The 18,582-nt window shown below is 36.0% G+C and carries 20 protein-coding genes; 8 read left to right on the top strand and 12 right to left on the bottom strand.

Annotation, left to right across the window (positions count from 1 at the left end; translation table 11 throughout):
• Nucleotides 1-18: 18 nt before the first annotated feature.
• Nucleotides 19-708: an SGNH/GDSL hydrolase family protein gene (locus tag ABVM52_RS16080; protein ID WP_405382096.1), complete on the bottom strand. Its 690-nt coding sequence runs from the start codon at nucleotides 706-708 to the stop codon at nucleotides 19-21.
• 13 nt (nucleotides 709-721) lie between these two features.
• Entirely contained in the window at nucleotides 722-1,144 is a 423-nt protein-coding gene (locus ABVM52_RS16085; protein WP_405382097.1) for a hypothetical protein, read from the bottom strand.
• A gap of 149 nt (nucleotides 1,145-1,293) precedes the next feature.
• Here ABVM52_RS16085 and ABVM52_RS16090 point away from each other — a divergent pair, with 149 nt between their 5' ends.
• A complete protein-coding gene (locus ABVM52_RS16090) occupies nucleotides 1,294-1,749 on the top strand; it encodes a hypothetical protein (RefSeq protein ID WP_405382098.1) in 456 nt (151 codons plus the stop codon).
• 8 nt (nucleotides 1,750-1,757) lie between these two features.
• On the opposite strand, the gene ABVM52_RS16095 is transcribed toward ABVM52_RS16090, so the two are convergent.
• Entirely contained in the window at nucleotides 1,758-3,242 is a 1,485-nt protein-coding gene (locus ABVM52_RS16095) for a S10 family peptidase (protein WP_405382099.1), read from the bottom strand.
• A gap of 219 nt (nucleotides 3,243-3,461) precedes the next feature.
• Between ABVM52_RS16095 and ABVM52_RS16100 the strand changes: the two genes are divergently transcribed.
• The 3 genes from ABVM52_RS16100 to ABVM52_RS16110 all read left to right on the top strand — a co-directional run bounded on the left by ABVM52_RS16100 (nucleotide 3,462) and on the right by ABVM52_RS16110 (nucleotide 8,337).
• Entirely contained in the window at nucleotides 3,462-4,598 is a 1,137-nt protein-coding gene (locus ABVM52_RS16100) for a Gfo/Idh/MocA family protein (RefSeq protein ID WP_405382100.1), read from the top strand.
• 190 nt (nucleotides 4,599-4,788) lie between these two features.
• Nucleotides 4,789-6,420, top strand: coding sequence for a phosphatase (locus tag ABVM52_RS16105; RefSeq protein WP_405382101.1), 1,632 nt, complete (start codon nucleotides 4,789-4,791; stop codon nucleotides 6,418-6,420).
• Nucleotides 6,421-6,498: 78 nt separating this feature from the next.
• On the top strand, nucleotides 6,499-8,337 hold the full coding sequence (locus tag ABVM52_RS16110) for a cytochrome c peroxidase (RefSeq protein WP_405382102.1): 1,839 nt from the start codon (nucleotides 6,499-6,501) through the stop codon (nucleotides 8,335-8,337).
• On the opposite strand, the gene ABVM52_RS16115 is transcribed toward ABVM52_RS16110, so the two are convergent.
• The 3 genes from ABVM52_RS16115 to ABVM52_RS16125 are packed head-to-tail and all read right to left on the bottom strand — an operon-like array spanning nucleotide 8,334 to nucleotide 10,344.
• A complete protein-coding gene (locus ABVM52_RS16115) occupies nucleotides 8,334-9,098 on the bottom strand; it encodes a TIGR02757 family protein (RefSeq protein ID WP_405382103.1) in 765 nt (254 codons plus the stop codon). The two genes, ABVM52_RS16110 and ABVM52_RS16115, sit on opposite strands and share 4 nt — an antisense overlap.
• Entirely contained in the window at nucleotides 9,095-9,652 is a 558-nt protein-coding gene (locus tag ABVM52_RS16120) for a CPBP family intramembrane glutamic endopeptidase (RefSeq protein WP_405382104.1), read from the bottom strand. Before ABVM52_RS16120 ends, ABVM52_RS16115 begins: the two co-directional genes overlap by 4 nt.
• 11 nt (nucleotides 9,653-9,663) lie before the next feature.
• Nucleotides 9,664-10,344, bottom strand: a complete 681-nt coding sequence (locus ABVM52_RS16125) for an ABC transporter ATP-binding protein (RefSeq protein ID WP_405382105.1) — start codon at nucleotides 10,342-10,344, stop codon at nucleotides 9,664-9,666.
• A gap of 218 nt (nucleotides 10,345-10,562) precedes the next feature.
• Between ABVM52_RS16125 and folE the strand changes: the two genes are divergently transcribed.
• From folE to ABVM52_RS16145, 4 genes are all read left to right on the top strand, one after another.
• Entirely contained in the window at nucleotides 10,563-11,162 is a 600-nt protein-coding gene (gene folE, locus ABVM52_RS16130) for a GTP cyclohydrolase I FolE (protein WP_405382106.1), read from the top strand.
• A 78-nt stretch (nucleotides 11,163-11,240) separates the two neighbouring features.
• Entirely contained in the window at nucleotides 11,241-11,540 is a 300-nt protein-coding gene (locus tag ABVM52_RS16135) for a hypothetical protein (protein ID WP_405382107.1), read from the top strand.
• 54 nt (nucleotides 11,541-11,594) lie between these two features.
• A complete protein-coding gene (locus ABVM52_RS16140; RefSeq protein ID WP_405382108.1) occupies nucleotides 11,595-12,815 on the top strand; it encodes a sulfite oxidase in 1,221 nt (406 codons plus the stop codon).
• On the top strand, nucleotides 12,812-13,261 hold the full coding sequence (locus ABVM52_RS16145; RefSeq protein ID WP_405382109.1) for a monoheme cytochrome C: 450 nt from the start codon (nucleotides 12,812-12,814) through the stop codon (nucleotides 13,259-13,261). Before ABVM52_RS16140 ends, ABVM52_RS16145 begins: the two co-directional genes overlap by 4 nt.
• Before the next feature lie 72 nt (nucleotides 13,262-13,333).
• Here ABVM52_RS16145 and ABVM52_RS16150 read toward each other — a convergent pair whose 3' ends face one another.
• From ABVM52_RS16150 to ABVM52_RS16175, 6 genes are all read right to left on the bottom strand, one after another.
• On the bottom strand, nucleotides 13,334-15,613 hold the full coding sequence (locus tag ABVM52_RS16150) for a TonB-dependent receptor (RefSeq protein WP_405382110.1): 2,280 nt from the start codon (nucleotides 15,611-15,613) through the stop codon (nucleotides 13,334-13,336).
• 49 nt (nucleotides 15,614-15,662) lie between these two features.
• Nucleotides 15,663-15,992: a hypothetical protein gene (locus tag ABVM52_RS16155; RefSeq protein WP_405382111.1), complete on the bottom strand. Its 330-nt coding sequence runs from the start codon at nucleotides 15,990-15,992 to the stop codon at nucleotides 15,663-15,665.
• 53 nt (nucleotides 15,993-16,045) lie between these two features.
• A complete protein-coding gene (locus ABVM52_RS16160) occupies nucleotides 16,046-16,363 on the bottom strand; it encodes a DUF6787 family protein (RefSeq protein ID WP_405382112.1) in 318 nt (105 codons plus the stop codon).
• 30 nt (nucleotides 16,364-16,393) lie between these two features.
• Entirely contained in the window at nucleotides 16,394-16,858 is a 465-nt protein-coding gene (locus ABVM52_RS16165; protein WP_405382113.1) for a DUF6146 family protein, read from the bottom strand.
• Between the two features lie 65 nt (nucleotides 16,859-16,923).
• Complete coding sequence (locus ABVM52_RS16170) at nucleotides 16,924-17,556, bottom strand: DUF937 domain-containing protein (protein ID WP_405382114.1); 633 nt, start codon at nucleotides 17,554-17,556, stop codon at nucleotides 16,924-16,926.
• 69 nt (nucleotides 17,557-17,625) lie between these two features.
• Entirely contained in the window at nucleotides 17,626-18,576 is a 951-nt protein-coding gene (locus ABVM52_RS16175) for a D-2-hydroxyacid dehydrogenase (RefSeq protein ID WP_405382115.1), read from the bottom strand.
• Nucleotides 18,577-18,582 lie beyond the last annotated feature (6 nt).

Genomic DNA, 18,582 nt, shown 5'->3' on the forward strand with positions numbered 1-18,582 from the left:
CCAATTTTCAAATTTGAGTTATTTCTTTAACGCTTTTTCAATAGCAGCTTCCACTAAAGGTTCCATAATTTTATAACCTTCAGCAGTAGGGTGTACACCATCTTCTGCCAATTCTTTGGGCAAGCCATTTTTATCATCGGCCATGGCAGAAAAATAATCTACATAAATATGACCTTGCTTGTCACAATATTCTTTGATCAATTTATTTAATGCAACAATTTTTTCTGCTGGTTTTAAGCCTGGTTTCCATGGGTAGTCATATGCAGGTAGGGTAGAAGTTAAAATTACTTTTATATCATTGGCCGTAGCAATTTCTGCCATACCCTTAATATTATCCATAATCATTTCTATAGTAGAGGGTCCGGTATTTCCTGCTATATCATTGGTTCCTGCCAAAAGAACTACCGCTTTAGGATTTAAATTTACCACATCTTGTCTAAACCTAACAAGCATTTGTGGCGTAGTTTGTCCGCTAATTCCTCGGTTAACATATGGTTTGTTTTTAAAAAATTCGGGCCTTGAATTTAGCCAACCTATAGTAATGGAGTTCCCCATAAAAACGATCCTATCCTGGCTGTCCTTGACCATGGGCAGTTGTTTGTTTGCTTCTTTAAAATGATTAAGCTCTGCCCAATCTTGAGCATGAATACGGGTAAGGCCTAATAGGGATAACATAATAGTGACGTAAAATTTATAGGTTGATTTCATGTTCAGGAATTATTTAAGATTTTTGAATTTCGGTTTTTTCATTTGCGGTTAGCGGTACATTTTTTATGATATTTTCCTTATTTGGCCGTTGAACAAATAAATAGGCCAATAGACAAATAACAATAACCAAGGGTAGGGCATTACCCGTTCTATAATAGGCATACAAACCCGCAAAGGCAGGTACTTCTATTAAAGCATATTTAATATGCAATGCTGTTTGATATTTTCTTAGTTTATCGGTCAATGGCTCATTCAATTGTATCTTCGAGGTCATTTTTTTAAATACCCACTGACTACCAAAATACCCAAGCAGGGCCAAAACAGGGATAACGAACAAAAATATATCCTGGCCATTTGTACTTGTGGTAAAACTATTTATTTGAAGAATGAGCCAAACGCTAAATATGCCTAGACCAGCTACAAGGAATAAATGCATGATCGAAAGGCTTTTAATAAAATTTTTTAGTTCCATATTTATTTTAAAATGGTAAGATACTATAATTATAAAAGGTATTGAATAGGTAGGTATGCAAACTTGAATTTTAATGGATGTTAAGAATTTAGATTAATTATCTTTGTGGGCTTATGGTGAAATATTTTTCTGTCCTTCTTGTCTTTTTTACCCTACAATCTGTCAAAGGACAATTTGAAAGCGATAAAATGCTGCATTTTTTGGGTGGTAATCTATACGGATTGGTGGGCGCCGGTATTGCAAACGAAATTTCTGATGGAGACAGAACGTGGACCTTTATTGGTGCAGTAGGTGGTAGTGTATTGATTGGGGTTGCTAAAGAAAGTATTGACCAAAAGCAGTATGGAGGATGGGACAATGCCGATTTGATCGCAACCGTTCTTGGGGGCGTAACGGTAGGCTTCACAATTGATATTTTCAAGAAAAAGAAACAACGTAAAAGGGAACAGCTGTTTAGGGATGCTGTGAAGTCCGCCCAATTTCGAAACCAAAAAATATTCCCAACAGAAACAATGGAAATTAACTCATTGCTTGTATTGGGAATATCCACTACAGTTTTAGAAAGGTAATGCGCTATTTAATATTTAGCACTTTTACCCGTTGCAATAGTACGTTTTATAAAATCGCGTATATCATCGTTTGCGGTTTTTAAATCTTCTCTTCTTAAGTACATCATATGTCCTGAGCGGTAGCCTTTAAAGCTGAATCTATCTTTCATACGACCACTAGGGTCTACTTGCCACATGGTGTATTTTGCATTGAAATAGGTGGTAGCGCCATCATAATACCCAGATTGTACCAAAACATTTAAATATGGATTTTGTGCCATGGCTTGTCTTAGATCATCCCTTGTGTTGTCATCGTCATTGTTCCAAGGATGAACAGGCCCAAACATGTTATACTTTACATCGGTCTTAAAATTCAGCTCTTCTTGTAAATAATAATTGATAGCAGGGGTGAAGCTATGTAGCCATGATGTCAATTCAGAATTATAGTCGGGTCTTGTACCGGCCAACTGTTTGTCTATACCTAAATATCTAGAGTCTAAACGCCCAACGGTATGTCCACTTTTATCTTTTAATAAGCTTTTCCAAAAGAAAGAGGTAGGTACGGATAAGTTGTGGTCAAGAATATCCTTTTTATTCAATCCTGAATAATAGGCCATTTTATCGGCAACGGCATCTTTTTCGGCAGCATCCAAGAATCCTCCTTTTGCTAAGGCAGGTACTAGGTTATCAATGGTGTACGCTTCTGATTCCGGTAAGATTTCCAAAAGATCTTTGCTTTGTAATGCCGGTGGTAAAGCTTTATGGTGCCATGCGGCCGCAGTATAATAGGGTAAATTCATAGCTTCGGCAACCGGACCTGAGTTTCGTATCACTTTATAGTCTGCCGGGGAAACCATGATTACGCCGTTTAGGTACATCCATTGTTGGTTTTGTAGCGCCAAAGAAAGGCCCATGACACGTGTACCTCCATAACTTTCCCCAATGATATATTTAGGGGAACGCCATCTGTTTTTTCTGGTTACAAAGGTGTTCAACCATTCTGCCAAGTACTTAATATCTGCATTGATGCCAAAGAATTTATCCCTGTCTACCTCTTTTCCACTAGCTGGTATGGTTCTACTATAACCGGTGTTTACAGGGTTCACATAGACAATATCTGCAATGTCCAATACAGAATGCGGGTTATCACTTACCCCATATGGTTGTATAGGGTAGCCTTCATCATCAATCTTTAAAACTTTTGGACCTGTATAGGCCAAATGCATCCAAACGGAACCAGAGCCAGGTCCGCCATTAAAAGAAATCAATAAAGGTCTAGTAGTACGGTCCTTAATATTATTCCGTGTGTAATACGTGTAATGTAATGATGCTATGGGTTTTGCATTCTCATCCCATACGGGTTGTGTACCGGTCTGGGCGGTATACGAGAAGCTTGCGCCATTTATTGTGGCATTGTGCTGCGTTGTAATTACGGTATCTATGGGTAATTCCCTAGACTGACCAATGGCAACGGTCGCTACCATACAAATTGTGAGTTGTAGAAGTTTTTTCATGGTTTGATAAGGTTCTGTTTACAAACGAAAATAAGCATAATTGTGCGATCTTAAATACTGTTTTGATCGATTCGTTTTTTAATATCAAATCAATAATTATAATAGTTTTAAAATTGAAATGTTCAATATTTTGTACTTGAAATCACAATGTTAATATTACATGTCGTATGATGGAGTTATAGTATATTTTTTTAATTTTCTATATCATAAAAAACACTCATGAAGAAACTTACAAGACGTTCATTTAATAGTTTGGCCACCAAGGGTATATTGGGTTCTGCCTTAATGGCTAATATGCCGTTGGCTAATGCCCTTACTACCAAACAAAACGGTAAAAAGTTGGGTATTGCTTTGGTAGGTTTAGGTAGCTATAGTACGTATCAATTAGCTCCTTCTTTACAAGAGACATCACATTGTTACTTGGCAGGGATAGTAACTGGAACTAAAGAGAAAGAGGCGGTATGGTCAAAAAAATACAATATACCTTCTAAGAATATTTATAACTATGAAAATTTTGACAGTATAGTTAATAATAAAGATATAGATGTTGTTTATGTTGTTTTGCCTAATAGCATGCATGCAGATTTTTGTATTCGTGCGGCAAAAGCCGGTAAGCATGTTATTTGTGAAAAACCAATGGCTGTGAGTGTTTTAGAATGCGATGCCATCATAAAGGCCTGTAATGAAAATAACGTTAAGTTGTCTGTAGGATATAGAATGCAAAGCGACCCATATACAAATGAGGTTAAAAAATATGTAAGGGAAAAAACTTTTGGTGATGTATTGTTCGTTTCCTCCGATGCGGGCTATATATCTAAAGGAAACCCAAATCAATGGCGATTAGATAAGTCGCTTTCTGGTGGCGGTGCATTGATGAATATGGGTGTATATTCAATACAGACAAGTATATATGGTACAGGACAAAATCCTATAGCCGTTTCTGCACAAGAGTTTAGTACTAGGCCTGACTATTTTAAAGATACGGACGAGACCATTACAGCTCAATTTAAATTTGAAAATGGAGCAGTTGCGCATATGATGACATCGCATAATGCAAACGGTAACCAGTTAAAATGTCATTGCAGCAATGGTTGGTTTGAACTTGAGCCTGCACATAGCTACGGACCAATTAGCGGCACGACTTCTAATGGTGATATCTTAAAATTTCCTCATAAAAGGCAACAAGCGCTGCAGATGGACGATTTTGCAAAACATATTCTTATGGGGACCAAAAATGTAGCTCCAGGTGAAATGGGGAAAAGGGATATGATTATCGTAGAGGCAATTTATAAATCTATAGCTGAAGGTGGTAAAGAGCAATTATTATCTTTGGGCAATATGGGTATTGTATCTTAATGTTTTGATTTTTAAGTATTTGTAACATCAGTTAAACTTAAGTTCAAGTTTTGATCACCTCAATTTCAAGTTAAATTTACATGTTAACATTAACATAAAGTTTAGTTTAATCATTGCTAATTTTTAGAATACCTTATTAAAAGGTTGTCTGTATAGTTTTGGAATTCATAACCTAAAAACTATATTGATAATGAAAAAATCGAAAAATTTACTATTTAAAGCCCTTTTCCTTTCTTGCCTAGGATTAGCTGTAATAAGCTGTGACGGAGAAGACGGTGTTGATGGTACAAATGGTATTGATGGCGTGGACGGTGCTGATGGTGCCGATGGCGCTGACGGAGCCGATGGTGCCGATGGCGAAGACGGACAGGATTTCACCTTAGAGGAATCTATTCCATTAACTAGCTCTGTAACCCCTAATGAACTTTTTGAATTAAAAGGTGCATTTAGCGGTTCTGCTGAATTGAACATGATCATGTCCTCTGCAGATATATTAGAATCTGATTCTACATTTGTTTATGGTTCCTATATGGATGGTGCTGCACTTTACCCTGCGGAAGATGGAAACTATGCTTTGATCAACAACTTGGAAGCAGATTACTCTATCGCAAGAATTATGTTGAATTCTGAATTACAGCCTTTACAAGGAGATTATATTGTAAATTCTACGGCTACTGCTTTTACGGCAATGTGCTCCGGTTCTTCGGTTACGGTTGAAGAACATGGTTTTGGTCCACTTTACCTTTCTGGTGGAGAATGGGGAGGAAATGCCAAAGGGGTATTTAAAATAAATCCTTTTAGAGCCAAAGAAGATAGGGTAGAAGCGGAAAGGCTTCCTGCTTTAGGTGAATGGTCTACTGAGAATGCGGTTGTTATTGGTAAAGATGCCTATGCATCACAAACCGTAATTTTTATGGGAGATGATCATAGTGACAACACCTATCCTCAAGCTCATTTTGGAATGTATGTTGGTCAAAGAGGTGATCTTTACGGTGGTAAATTATACGTATTAAGAGGTACTAACCCTGTAGAGTCCGCTCCTGGTGAAGGTGGTCAACTGTTTGAAATGGGTATGGCCCAGGATACGGAATACGATGTTGAATGGGTAGAAGTTACCGAAAGAACTATAGACGAATTAAACCAAGAGGCAATAGATTCTTCTGCCATAGGTTTCCAAAGAATTGAAGATATAGACTGGAGAAGAGGTACTGCCGAAGCGCAAAGAGAAGTTTACTTTAATGCAACCGGTAGAATTCGTGGAGATAATCCAGATTTAAACTTAAGAGGTACAGGTTTTGGACGTGTGTATAAACTGGTTCTTAACCCTGAAGATCCAACGGCTCCCGCTAAATTAACTGTTGTTGTAGACGGTGATTTAGAAGGTGGTAAAGGTGATGGCATGCATTCGCCAGATAATATTTTAGTGACTGAAAACTATGCTTACGTTCAGGAAGATCCTAATGGTTATGGTGATTTAAATCCTGATATTACAGGTTTTGCCAAACTATGGCAATTAGATTTAAACACGGGAGATTTTGTAGAGGTTATGGAATGTAACCAAACCTATGCGGCAAGTGTTGGTATTGGTAATACCGATAGCATGTGGGAAATTACCGGTTTGATCGATGTTACCGATATTATTGGTGCTGCCGAGCCAACATTCATTGGTGGTGCTCAAGTTCACGGATGGAATTACGGGACAACTCCTGATACTGCAGTAAGAGCTGACGGACTTAAATTCGTTGATCCAACCGCTATTAGCGAGGGTAATGCTACTCTAGAAGGTTCTGTATTATTTAAATTGACCGGCTTGCCAAGATAAGTGATATAATTATACCAAAATCAAAGGTTCCCTTAACTGGGAACCTTTTTCTGTTCAAAACAATTTTTAAAGAATAACATGAGAATATTGCATTATAAATGGATTTTTGTTGGGTTGGTAAGTTTTTTTATTTCTTGTAAAAATCAAGAACCTGAGCCTTTGTTGGCTATAAATACAAATGATAGTTCAATGTTCAATGATGCTATTCGTGAACAATATTTTATAGCCTTAGATAGCACCGCCCATTATATGCAGCAAATAGATACGCTGAATTCACTTTCAAAAAATAAGGAACTATTCTTAAAAAGCCGGGAATGGTATAAAAGGGTAGAGCCAATGCTTATGGCATATGATTACGAGAATTACCTTTCAATGAATGCACCCAATTTATTAAAGGTTGAAATTGATGACCATCAAGATGTTAAAATTCTAAAACCGAAGAGTTTTCAAGTGTTAGAAGAGTTGTTGTTCGGTGAAGAAGGATTTTCAAATAAAGAATTAAATAGGGTATTGGAGTATTTAAAGATCAGAATTCCATTTGTTCGCAAAAATCATATTCTCATCACCCAAAGAGACAGGCATCATTTAAAAATGATTCGTGATGCTATTGTAAATATCGCAACAAAAGGTATAACTGGGTTTGACTCGCCCATGTTGGCCAATTCACTAAACGAGGCTATTTATAATTACGAAACCTTACAAAATGTTTTAGCTATCTATAAAGATGCTTTTGCAGATAAAAAATTGTACACGCAATGGGAAGATGAAATTACAGCTACCATTAATGTTCTTAAAAATGGAAATTTTGATGAATTTGATCGCTATTCTTTCATAAAATTTCACACTAATAATCAATTGGACTTAGTGGCCAAAACGGCAAAAGATTGGAATATTGAATTAAGTGAATCTCGTGCGTTAGATCCTAAAGTAACTAGTTTATTCGATAAGAATTTCTTTAATATGAAAATGTTCTCTACCCACAGAGCACCAGATTTTACTAAAGAAAGAATTGAGTTAGGAAGACAGCTTTTCAATGATAAAGATTTATCCGGGTCTGGTACCATAAGCTGTGCAACATGCCATATTGCGGAAAAAGCATTTACGGACGGTCATAAAATTGCTAAAGGAATAAACGGACAAGATTTGCAACGCAATTCACCAACATTAACTTATTCCGTTTACCAACGTTCTTTGTTCTATGATGGTAGGGCAGATGGTCTTGAGGATCAAATTGTTGGAGTTACCAATAATGAAAATGAGTTTCATATCGATTTGGAACAATTAGAAGAGAAAATTCAAGAAAAATCAGACTATAAAGTTCAATTTGATTCCCTTTACGATGGAAAAATAACCGATATGAACGTACGTAATGCTATTGCAACATATATAAGAAGTTTAGCTCCGTTCGATTCTAAATTCGATAGAAACATGAACAATCTTGAAGAAACCATGACTACCGAAGAGATTACCGGTTTTAATCTTTTTATGGGTAAAGCTGCGTGTGCCACTTGTCATTTTCCACCGGCTTTTAACGGTACCGTGCCACCTAAATATATGGAGAGCGAATTTGAAAATCTTGGAGTACCTAAAAACGCAAGTTTTGAGAATCCTATCTTAGATGATGATTGGGGGCAATATTACCCTTACGAAGTAGAGGAGAAGAAACATTTTTTTAAAACATCAACAGTACGTAACGTTGATTTAACCGGGCCATATATGCACAACGGGGTGTATAAAACATTAGAAGAAGTTGTTGAGTTTTACAATGTTGGCGGTGGTCAAGGTATGGGCCTAGATGTACCTTACCAAACATTACCTCCAGATTCTTTACACCTAACCACTACAGAATCAAAGGCTATTATTGCTTTTATGAAAACACTGACCGATAAAAGATTTGAAAAAGAAGCCGTAAACTAGAATTTCTCGAACACACCTAAACCAAACAGGGCAAAATCATATTTAACTGGATCCAATGGGTCCAGTTTTCTAAGGTTTTTATCTAGTTCGGCTAGTGCTTTTGCATCATTTTGTTTCCGCTTTAGCAATCCTAATTTTCTAGCCACATTACCCGAATGAACGTCTAATGGGCAAGATAATTTTGAGGCGGGTATGTTTTTCCATATGCCAAAATCTACATTGGTGGCGGCATCTCTAACCATCCAGCGTAAAAACATATTTATTCTTTTGGCTGCAGAACCTTTTAATGGATCTGAAACATGTTTTGTTGTACGTTGCTCATACGGTAATTCAAAAAATTTTTTCTTGAATATGGAAATGGTGGGCTGTAGAGAATTTTTGTCTTGATGCGTTGTGAAAATACCTTCCAGTCCGTTGTGCTTACTATATATGTTTTTTAGGCTCTGTATAAAATACCTTAAGTCTATTTCATTGAAAGTTCTATGAACAAATCCTGATAAATTCTCTAAATCACCATCGGTATGGTTAAGCACAAAGTCATACGGACTCTGACCCATTTTTTCCATCAGCTTATGAGAATTATTGATGATGCTCTTTCTGTTGCCCCAAGCTATCGTTGCCGTTAAAAAGGCACTGATTTCAATATCCTCTTTTTCAGTGAAAAGATGCGGAATTTGAATGGGATCGGTTTCCAAGAATTCCGGTTTGTTATATTCAATAACCTTTTCGTCAAGAAATACTTTTAATTCACTTTTTGTCATTCAATAGGAATATCTAATAATTGTAAAATTAAAATGGGTACAACCAATATCATATTGTAAACCGCATGTAGTGCCATTGACCATATTAAACCAAATTTTACCCGTATATAACCCAAAAGAAATCCTACGCTTATTTGTGGTGCTACCAATAACGGGGAGAATAGGATTACTTGGGTATTTATTTCAAAATTACTGATATGCATAAACCCAAAGGCAATGGTGAAAAGATAAAAAACAAGCTTAAAATATTTTGAGTCTTTGAAAAAAATGAGCGGTCCCCTAAATAGCAGTTCTTCAAAGAATGGGGCTACGATAACGGCTAAAAAGAAAATGATTGGCACCGAGTAATTACCGAATAGATCATCCATAGCATGTTTCCCCATTTCAAGTTGAAGTACACTTTCTAAAACCCCCGCAACCATTAATAATAAAATACTAGCGCCTAGGGCAATTATTAAAAGCTTAAAAAGTATTCTGAATTTATCAGCTATTGGTATTTCAATATTTTCCTTATAGGTTGGGTTTTTTGCAAATAAAAGTAGTTCTTGAAGCATCCGGGGTTTGGTTATGCTATAATAATTTCCTTGTCCACTATTTTGCCGTCTACCATGGTTAATTTACGATCAGCCATTTCGGCCAATTCTGCATTGTGGGTAACAATTACAAAGGTCTGTCCAAACTTCTCTCGTAATTCAAAAAACAGTTTGTGCAGGTTATCGGCACTTTCAGAGTCTAAATTTCCACTGGGTTCATCCGCAAAAATAATAGAAGGATTATTGATCAAAGCACGGGCAACAGCTACTCGTTGCTGCTCACCGCCAGATAGCTCTGCAGGTTTATGGTCATACCGGTGAGATAGCCCTAAGAAGTCCAAAAGTTCTTTGGCTCTAGTTTCTGCCTTGGCTTTGGGCGTTTTTTTAATAAAGGCCGGTAAACAAACATTTTCAATTGCCGTAAACTCGGGTAACAACTGATGAAACTGAAAGATAAAGCCAATATGTTCATTTCTGAACTTTGCCAAATCCTTATCGTTCAAGTTAGTGGTTTCAATATTATTGATAAGAAGCGTGCTATCCTTTCTGTTAGATTGTACATCTAAAGTACCCAGTATTTGCAATAAGGTAGTTTTACCGGCACCCGATGCACCAACTATAGATACAATCTCGCCTTTCTTAATGTGGAGGTCAACTCCTTTTAATACTTCTAATTCTCCGTAATATTTATGAATGTTAGAAGCTTTGATCATAGGAAGGGGTGTTTATATAAGTTTTCAAAATTAATGAAAATAGCGCTTGCGTAAAATACTAAGGGCAATTATACTTTTACCTATGAGCACTTTAATAAAATGAATTTCAAAATGAGTAATTTTGTTCGCTTTTATGAACAATATATAAGCCAGTTGAAAAAAGAATGCTTAATTTTGTTCAACAAAAATATAATTTTATTAAACATAATATATAATTTATGTCCTCTTATAGAAATTTAGAAGAATACAATCTTGATATTACTGATGAAGTAAGAAGCAGATATTCATCCATTATAGAAGAAATTGGTGAAGATGTAGCGCGTGAAGGGCTAGTAAAAACACCTGAACGTGCAGCAAAGGCCATGCTTTTTTTAACCCAAGGGTATAAGCAAGACGCAGTGGAAATTTTAAAAGGAGCCATGTTCAAGGAGTCTTATGATGATATGGTCATTATTAAGGATATAGAACTATATTCCCTTTGTGAGCACCATATGTTACCGTTTTTTGGAAAAGCCCATATAGCCTATATACCTAACGGTCATATTGTAGGTCTTAGTAAAATACCAAGGGTGGTAGATGTTTTTGCTAGAAGATTGCAAGTGCAGGAACGCTTGACCCATGATATATTGGAGTGTATTAATACCACTTTAAAACCTAAAGGGGTTGCTGTGGTTATAGAGGCATCTCATATGTGTATGATGATGCGCGGTGTTCAAAAACAAAATTCGGTAACGACTACCTCTGGATTTAGAGGTCAGTTTGAAAAAATTGAAACAAGAAACGAATTCTTGAAATTAATTAGTGCAAAACTATCCTAAGACTATTTTTTAGATTAAAAACATTTAAAATTTGGCATCTTTGTTGTATATCATTTAAAGATTAACTAAATTTTAAATATGTCAATTTTAAAAGATAAAAAATACAAGCAACTCCTTATGGGGCTGTTGTTTGATGGTATAGGGATGCTTTCTTTTGCTATACCATTTGTTGGAGAGTTTTCCGATATTGTCTGGGCACCTTTGTCCGGATGGTTAATGACAAGAATGTATAAAGGTAAGATCGGGCAGGCAGCCGGAGTATTTACTTTTATAGAAGAAATTATACCTGGTTTTGATTTAATACCGTCTTTTACCCTTATGTGGTTGTATACTTATGTTTTTAAAGGGGTTGAAAAAGGAAAAACTATTGAAGTTTAATTCCCTTTCTAAAGATTTTCAAATGGCGTAACTTTATCTCAAATCAGAAATGTTTTGAAAAGAAGAAGTTTCGTCGCAAAATCCACCTTAGCCAGTTTAGCCGCTATAGTTGGTGTTGACATTGTATACGGGGCGTTTATACCATCTGGTTACACGCCTATTGCATGTCAAGATACTAATCCCTTCACGTTGTTCAATAAGGATGAAGCCATGGTGGTCCTCAACGATAGACCTTGGAATATGGAAGCTCAGGCTCATTTACTAAATGACCGGGTAACGCCAAATAAGTTCATGTTTATTCGTAATAATGGACTCATCCCTGAAAATATAGATGAAAGATTATGGACGCTTACCATTAATGGGGAATCTGTTCTAAAATCCAAAACGTATCGTCTTCAAGAATTAAAAGATAAATTTAAGCATTATACATATCAACTTACGTTAGAATGTGGGGGTAACGGTAGAAGTGAGTTCAACCCACCTGCTAAAGGAAATCAATGGACTATTGGCGCAGTTTCCTGTGCAAAATGGACCGGGGTACGTCTAAAGGATATCTTGACCGATGTAGGAATAAAGGATGATGCCGTTTATATTGGATATCATGCAGCAGACCAGCATTTAAGTAAAAACCCTAATAAAGAACCTATTTCTAGGGGCGTACCTATATCAAAAGCGATGCAAGATGAAACCCTATTGGCTTTTAAAATGAACGGTGAGCCTATTCCTGTAGCTCATGGTTTTCCATTACGATTGGTTTGTGGAGGTTGGCCAGCATCAACATCTGGAAAATGGCTGACTTCCATAAGTGTAAGAAATATAGTCCATGATGGGGAGAAAATGGGGGGTAGTTCATATAGAGTGCCCTGTGAAACTGTAGCACCTGGAGAGGTAGTTTCAGATGATCAAATGTGCATCATAGAATCCATGCCTGTAAAATCATTGATAACGTATCCTAAATCGGGGGCGTTAATAGAAGAAGGTAAGACGCTTAAAATTAACGGGCATGCTTGGGCGGGTGAACTTGAAGTTGCAAAAATGGAATATTCCATAGATTTTGGAAGGTCATGGAAAACCGCCAAAATAAATACCCCTGCCAATAGGTTGGCGTGGCAAGATTTTGAAGCACATGTATCTTTTCCTAAAAAAGGATATTACGAATTTTGGGGCCGTGCTACCGATGAAAACGGTGCTACACAACCTATGGTGTTGCCTGGATGGAATCCAAAAGGGTATCTAAACAATGCTTGCCATAGAATAGCTGTAAAAGTAATATGATGCAAAACAATAAAGAATCTGAAAGAATTGTTTTTAAACCAGTACTGAAGGTTATTATTCTAATATTGATAAGTTTTGTGGTAGTGGGGGCCCTAGCAGTAATTTTATATGGCCCAAATGAAAGTCAAGTAGAAATTGAGGAGTTAGGCCCGGATGTTGTGGAAAACGGAATTCATGTGCGTACAGGGCTTGTAGATGCTGAAGGTTTGCAAACCGTAATAACAAATTGTACTTCATGCCATTCTTCGCAACTTATTATACAAAATAGAATGGGAGAGGAGCAATGGAACGCCACTATTCGTTGGATGCAGAAAACACAGGGGCTTTGGCCATTGGGCGATAATCAAAAAATTATTGTTGATTATTTGGTGAAAAATTATCCTCCTTTGGAAAAAGGAAGAAGACCTGCACTTACACGAATTGATTGGTATAACCACGATGAATAATTTTTCAAATATATAAAAGCCCCTAATGGATAAACTATTAGGGGCTTTTTTTTAAATCAATTCATGGTATATCTAAAGCGGGATACTTACACCTAAATTAATGTTCCTTCCAATATTTCTAATGCCATCAGATTTAAGTCTTGATAAGTGAGAAATATATTCTTTATCTAAAATGTTATTTGCACTCAACTTTATTTCAATGGGTTGGTTAGAAATGGTAAAAGTAGTACCAAAGCCTAGATTTAATAATGAGTAAGCACTTGTTGGCGTTTCAAAATCACTTACCCTAGTTTGGGCGAAATATGATTTTAAAGTAACAAAACCATAACCATTATATAGATTCTCATTGACCTTAGCCAATTCAAATCGTAAAGTATTTGCCCAGTTATTTGCAGGAATTAAAGGTAAATTACCACCATTTTTCAAATCTCCATTTACGATGGAAAAATTGCTTTCCATGTGTAACCAATCTAATGGATGTGGGTGATAATGAAGCCCGGCCTCACCGCCATATAAATTTGCATCTTGTTGTTGATATCGAAAAACAGCATCATCGTCAACAGTAGTTCCATTTGGCTCTAAATAGATATAATCGGAGATAGAATTATAAAACCCGTTGATATAAAATTCAAAATGTTCGTTTTGAAATTCTAAGGATAAATCTGTTTGTATATTACGTTCATTGTCTAAATTATCATTACCAATTTCATATCTATTTGTACCTTCATGAGAACCATTCGAAGTTAATTCTGCCAGATTGGGAGCCCTAAAACCAGATGCCACATTAAATCGGCTTATAATATTCTTGCTCAAATCAATTTTATAACCTGCCGCTAAATTAAAACTGTTGTAACTTCTATCTATTGCTGCTATGTACCCTTCATCTCCTATGATTCCGTTTTCTTCTCCATTAATAATACGTCTGTCAAAACGAATACCTAATTGTATATCACTTTTGTTGAAATGTATATGGGAAGTAGCTAAAACACCAATGTCGTTCGTGGTTGCGTCAGGAATTAAAACTTCTTCACCATAGTTTTTATTTGTTTGGTTCATACCTTGAACACCTACAATAGTTTCAACCGCACCGATTTTCGCTAAATTATACTGAATATTATAGCTTAAGGTTTGCAATTTCATGTCTAAAGCAGCTTCTTCACCTTCATGTTGTCCTTCTTCTTCATGATCTTCACCCTCTTCATGTTCTTCCTCTTCCTCCTCGTGGTGGTGGTCTTCAAATTCCTGTCTATTATTATTGGTAAGGCCTAAAATGATCTGTAGACTTGAATTATTAAAATAAATATCAGATTTTGAACTCAGTATATGGCTGGTAATATTTTGAAAAGGTTCTATGGCATTTCTGTTCGTAGATTGCTCTCCTATTTCCTCTGGAATACCAAGTTCCGAATTGTTGTAATTATACCGGACCTCAGTCTTAAAATGGCTCAATTGGTAGGCTAAACCTGTTTTTAAATCCTTTTCATTAAACCTAGAATTGGTCACGCGTTCATCACCTCCAGTTTTATAATCAACATGAGAGCTTCCGCCAAAGCGGGCTAAAAATTTAAGTTTGTCAGAAGATATCTTTATACCTGCATTACCATTTATTCCTTGAGAATTGGAGAAATAATTAAGGTTTATATCTCCGTCAACTTCGTTTGTATTTGCGAATTTTTCAGGATTAAGATAAAGAACACCACCCAAAGCATCTGAACCATATAATAAAGAAGCGGGACCTTTAATTACTTCAACACTTTCAATACCCGCATCACTAATTCCTAACCCATGCTCATCACCAAATTGTTGATTTTCTAAACGTATACCCTGGGTATAGGTCAATACTCTATTTGAACTTAAACCACGAATTACTGGTTTGCCAATACCAACCCCCGTAGATACACTTTCTATACCAGGAATGTTCGTTATACCCTCGGCTAAATTAATTGCTCCGGCATTTAGCAACTCTTTTATGCTGCTTCTTTCAACTTTCATTACATTTTCTCGCTGTAATTTATGAAATGGTGTAGATACGATAACTTCTTCCATTTCAATGGCACTCGTAGTTAATTCTAAAGAAAGCTTCGTAGATTTATTTAAAATCTCAACAGTTTGCGAATAGGTTTGGTAGCCTATATATGAGACTACAATTTTAAACTTTCCGGTAGGTAAATTATTGATTTCATAATAACCGTCAGCATTTGTAACTGTACCTTTTTCTAACTGTGGAAAATATATGGATACTTGTTCTAGAGGTTGGTTTTCATTGTCTTTTATAGTTCCGTTCAAACTATTTTGCGCGAATGCAAAGTGTGCTAACAATGCAAATAGCATTGTTATATGTATATTTTTCATATAAAATTGTATTAAGATATTAAGATTTAAACGTGTTGCTAGGATTTTTCTAACAAGTTGGGGGACCTCTTAATACAAAATGTAGTAGTTGATACTTACTTAAAAAGTAATAGTTATTAGTAATTACCTTGGTAATTGTAGAAGGAGCAATAAGGTTAGGGCAATCAAATTCTGGATTAAAAAATGTAGATAAATGATAATGTTCAAAATCACAGTTAAACTCTACGGGGTGAATATGTAATTCACCTTTCATAACACATTGAACATTTTCATGTTCATGCATTGCATGCGAAATTTTCACAAAATAAGGCCCTAGTAAGCCAACCAATAAAATGATGGCCACTATAGAATTTACAATTTTGTGTTTTGATAAACTCATGTTTGCAAATCTAACCCATGCATGTTGCAACAAACTGTTAAAGAACTATTAAATTATGTAACTAAAAATCCGAGTCCTATTCTCTTTAGCATTTTTTTCTCAAAGGCCCAGAAAAATTTAAATTGACCAAATAACCAGCCATAAATTATCAATAACACCTGATAAAATGGGAAAATTAATAAAATTCGTAAAAAAATGTAAAGCGCATTTCCCCACCAACTATCTGAAAAATTTGCTTGATTTAGTCCAATTATTTCCAAAAAAGGCTTGGCAACATACACAGATGAAGATCCTGTTATAGCAAATACCACGAATATGATTATTAATTGAAAATTGTTGGTAATACCCCAACGTTCTTTTAACCTTTGCATACTTTAGTTTAAAGACTGTAAATATACTTCTTAAATACGGGGTATAAAAGGACCTAAACGTTGATTGTACTTTCTTTGAAAATAAATAAAGTAATTATATAATTTGTAATTCACCTCATATCCATAATCTATGTGTTGGTCATAATCTATTTGAAGTTCATATAAATTAGGATTATAGCGCATAGGTTGTATTACCCTTTGGTTCCATTCTAAAACCATTATATAATTTCTATTTTCCATATACTCTTGGGAATAATAGCCTTCTGGTTTGGCAATGGAGTTAAGCCAAGTATTGAAACCAGGTTCTATTATGATTATTTCATATTCGATCTTATCGCTAGCAATTGAAACGGTATCTTCTTCTATATGATTGAATACCTCCTTTTCATTTTCAGTAATGGATAATGATTTGTTGCTTGTACCACAATTTAAAAGTAAAGCAAAGCAAATACCTGCCAATACAATGTATAAAACTTTAAAACTCATCTTTTTCATAAATATTAAGATACAAAAAAAGCCGCTTGTTTTTACAAGCGGCTTAGTTATAAAAAGTTTAGGTGTTATTTTCCAAAAAGACCTCCTAAAAGACCTCCCAGACCACCTTGTTTTTTGTTACTGCCCATTACCATACCGGCAACATCGTCCAAAATACTACCATCTCCGTCTGCATCCAATAATGTGGTAATTAAACTTTGGTTTTCTTGAGGTTGACCTCCAAGCATACTACCTAAAAGTGCATTCATGCCTGTGCCATCATTTACATTGCTCTGTGCTGTCTGTTTTCCTAAAAAGCCCATAACAATTGGCGCGGCAATTTTTAAAATTTGAGCTACAGAACCAGAATCTAAACCAGATTTTGCACTTAAAGCACTTTCTACCTGAGGTTGCTTGTTACCAAAAACGTGTCCAAGAATACCAGCACCATCTTGCATTACGCTATCATCTACACCACCATTAAAAAGACCACCCAAATTTTCTAGTATTCCACCATTGTGCTTGTTGGATAATGCACTCATTAACCCCTGCGCGCCTTCTGGTGTGGAAACATTCTTTTTCATTGCTCCAAGTATTAGCGGCATAGCCATACTTAGTACATTAGCGGTTTTTTCTTCGGGCTGATTGGTTTGCCCAGCTACACCGCTAATTAATTGTTGCCCCATAGGGCTATTTAATAAATCTAATAATCCTGCCATTGTAATAGTTAATTTAATGTTTATGCTGTAAAATACGAAAAAGAGTCAATAAAATAGGCTATTGAGCACTTATTTTAGTAACATAATAATCTGTTCCGCCAATTCTTGCCCTATTCTTTCCTGAGCCTCAAGTGTAGCAGCACCAATATGGGGAGACAAGGATATACTTGAATGCATTAATAATCGCATTTCTGGCTTTGGTTCAGATTCATAAACATCTAACCCAGCAAATGCTACGGTGCCATTTTCAAGGGCCTCAACCAAGGCTACTTCATCTAGAACACCACCTCTGGCAGCATTAATTATCCCAACACCTTTCTTCATCTGTGAAAATTCCTCTTTGCCCAAAATGTAATCCTGTTGTTCCGGTACATGCATAGAGATATAATCAGCATGTTTTAAAAGTTCCTCTTTTGAAGAATTTTGCAATGAAAAGGAGAGCTGCTGTCCATCATAGAAAGAAAGTTTTACTTCGGCAGTAAGCACTTCCGGGTCACAGTATATAACCTTCATTCCCGCACCAAGGGCCAAACGAGCAGTTGCCTGACCAATATTACCGAAACCAAAAATTCCTAAAGTTTTATCACGAAGTTCCGTTCCCTTTGAATATGATTTCTTAAGGCCTTTAAAATTCGTATCTCCCTCCAGTGGCATATTTCTATTGGCATCATATAAAAATCTTGCTCCACCAAATAAGTGTGCAAAAACCAATTCTGCAACAGATTCTGAGGATGCGGCAGGAGTATTGATCACATGTATACCTTTTGCTTTGGCATAATCTACATCAATATTGTCCATACCAACACCTCCGCGACCAATTAATTTAAGATTGGTACATGTATCAATTAAATCTTTTCTGACCTTGGTAGCACTTCTTACCAATAAGACTTCAATATTATTATCGTTTATAAAATTGGTAAGCTGTTCCTGTGCCACTGTAGTGGTCAACACTTCCATTCCGGCTTTTTCCAATAATACTATACCATTTTTGGATATACCGTCATTTGCTAAAATCTTCATTTCTGT

The organism is Maribacter sp. LLG6340-A2, from assembly GCF_045057105.1.
GTDB lineage: Bacteria > Bacteroidota > Bacteroidia > Flavobacteriales > Flavobacteriaceae > Maribacter.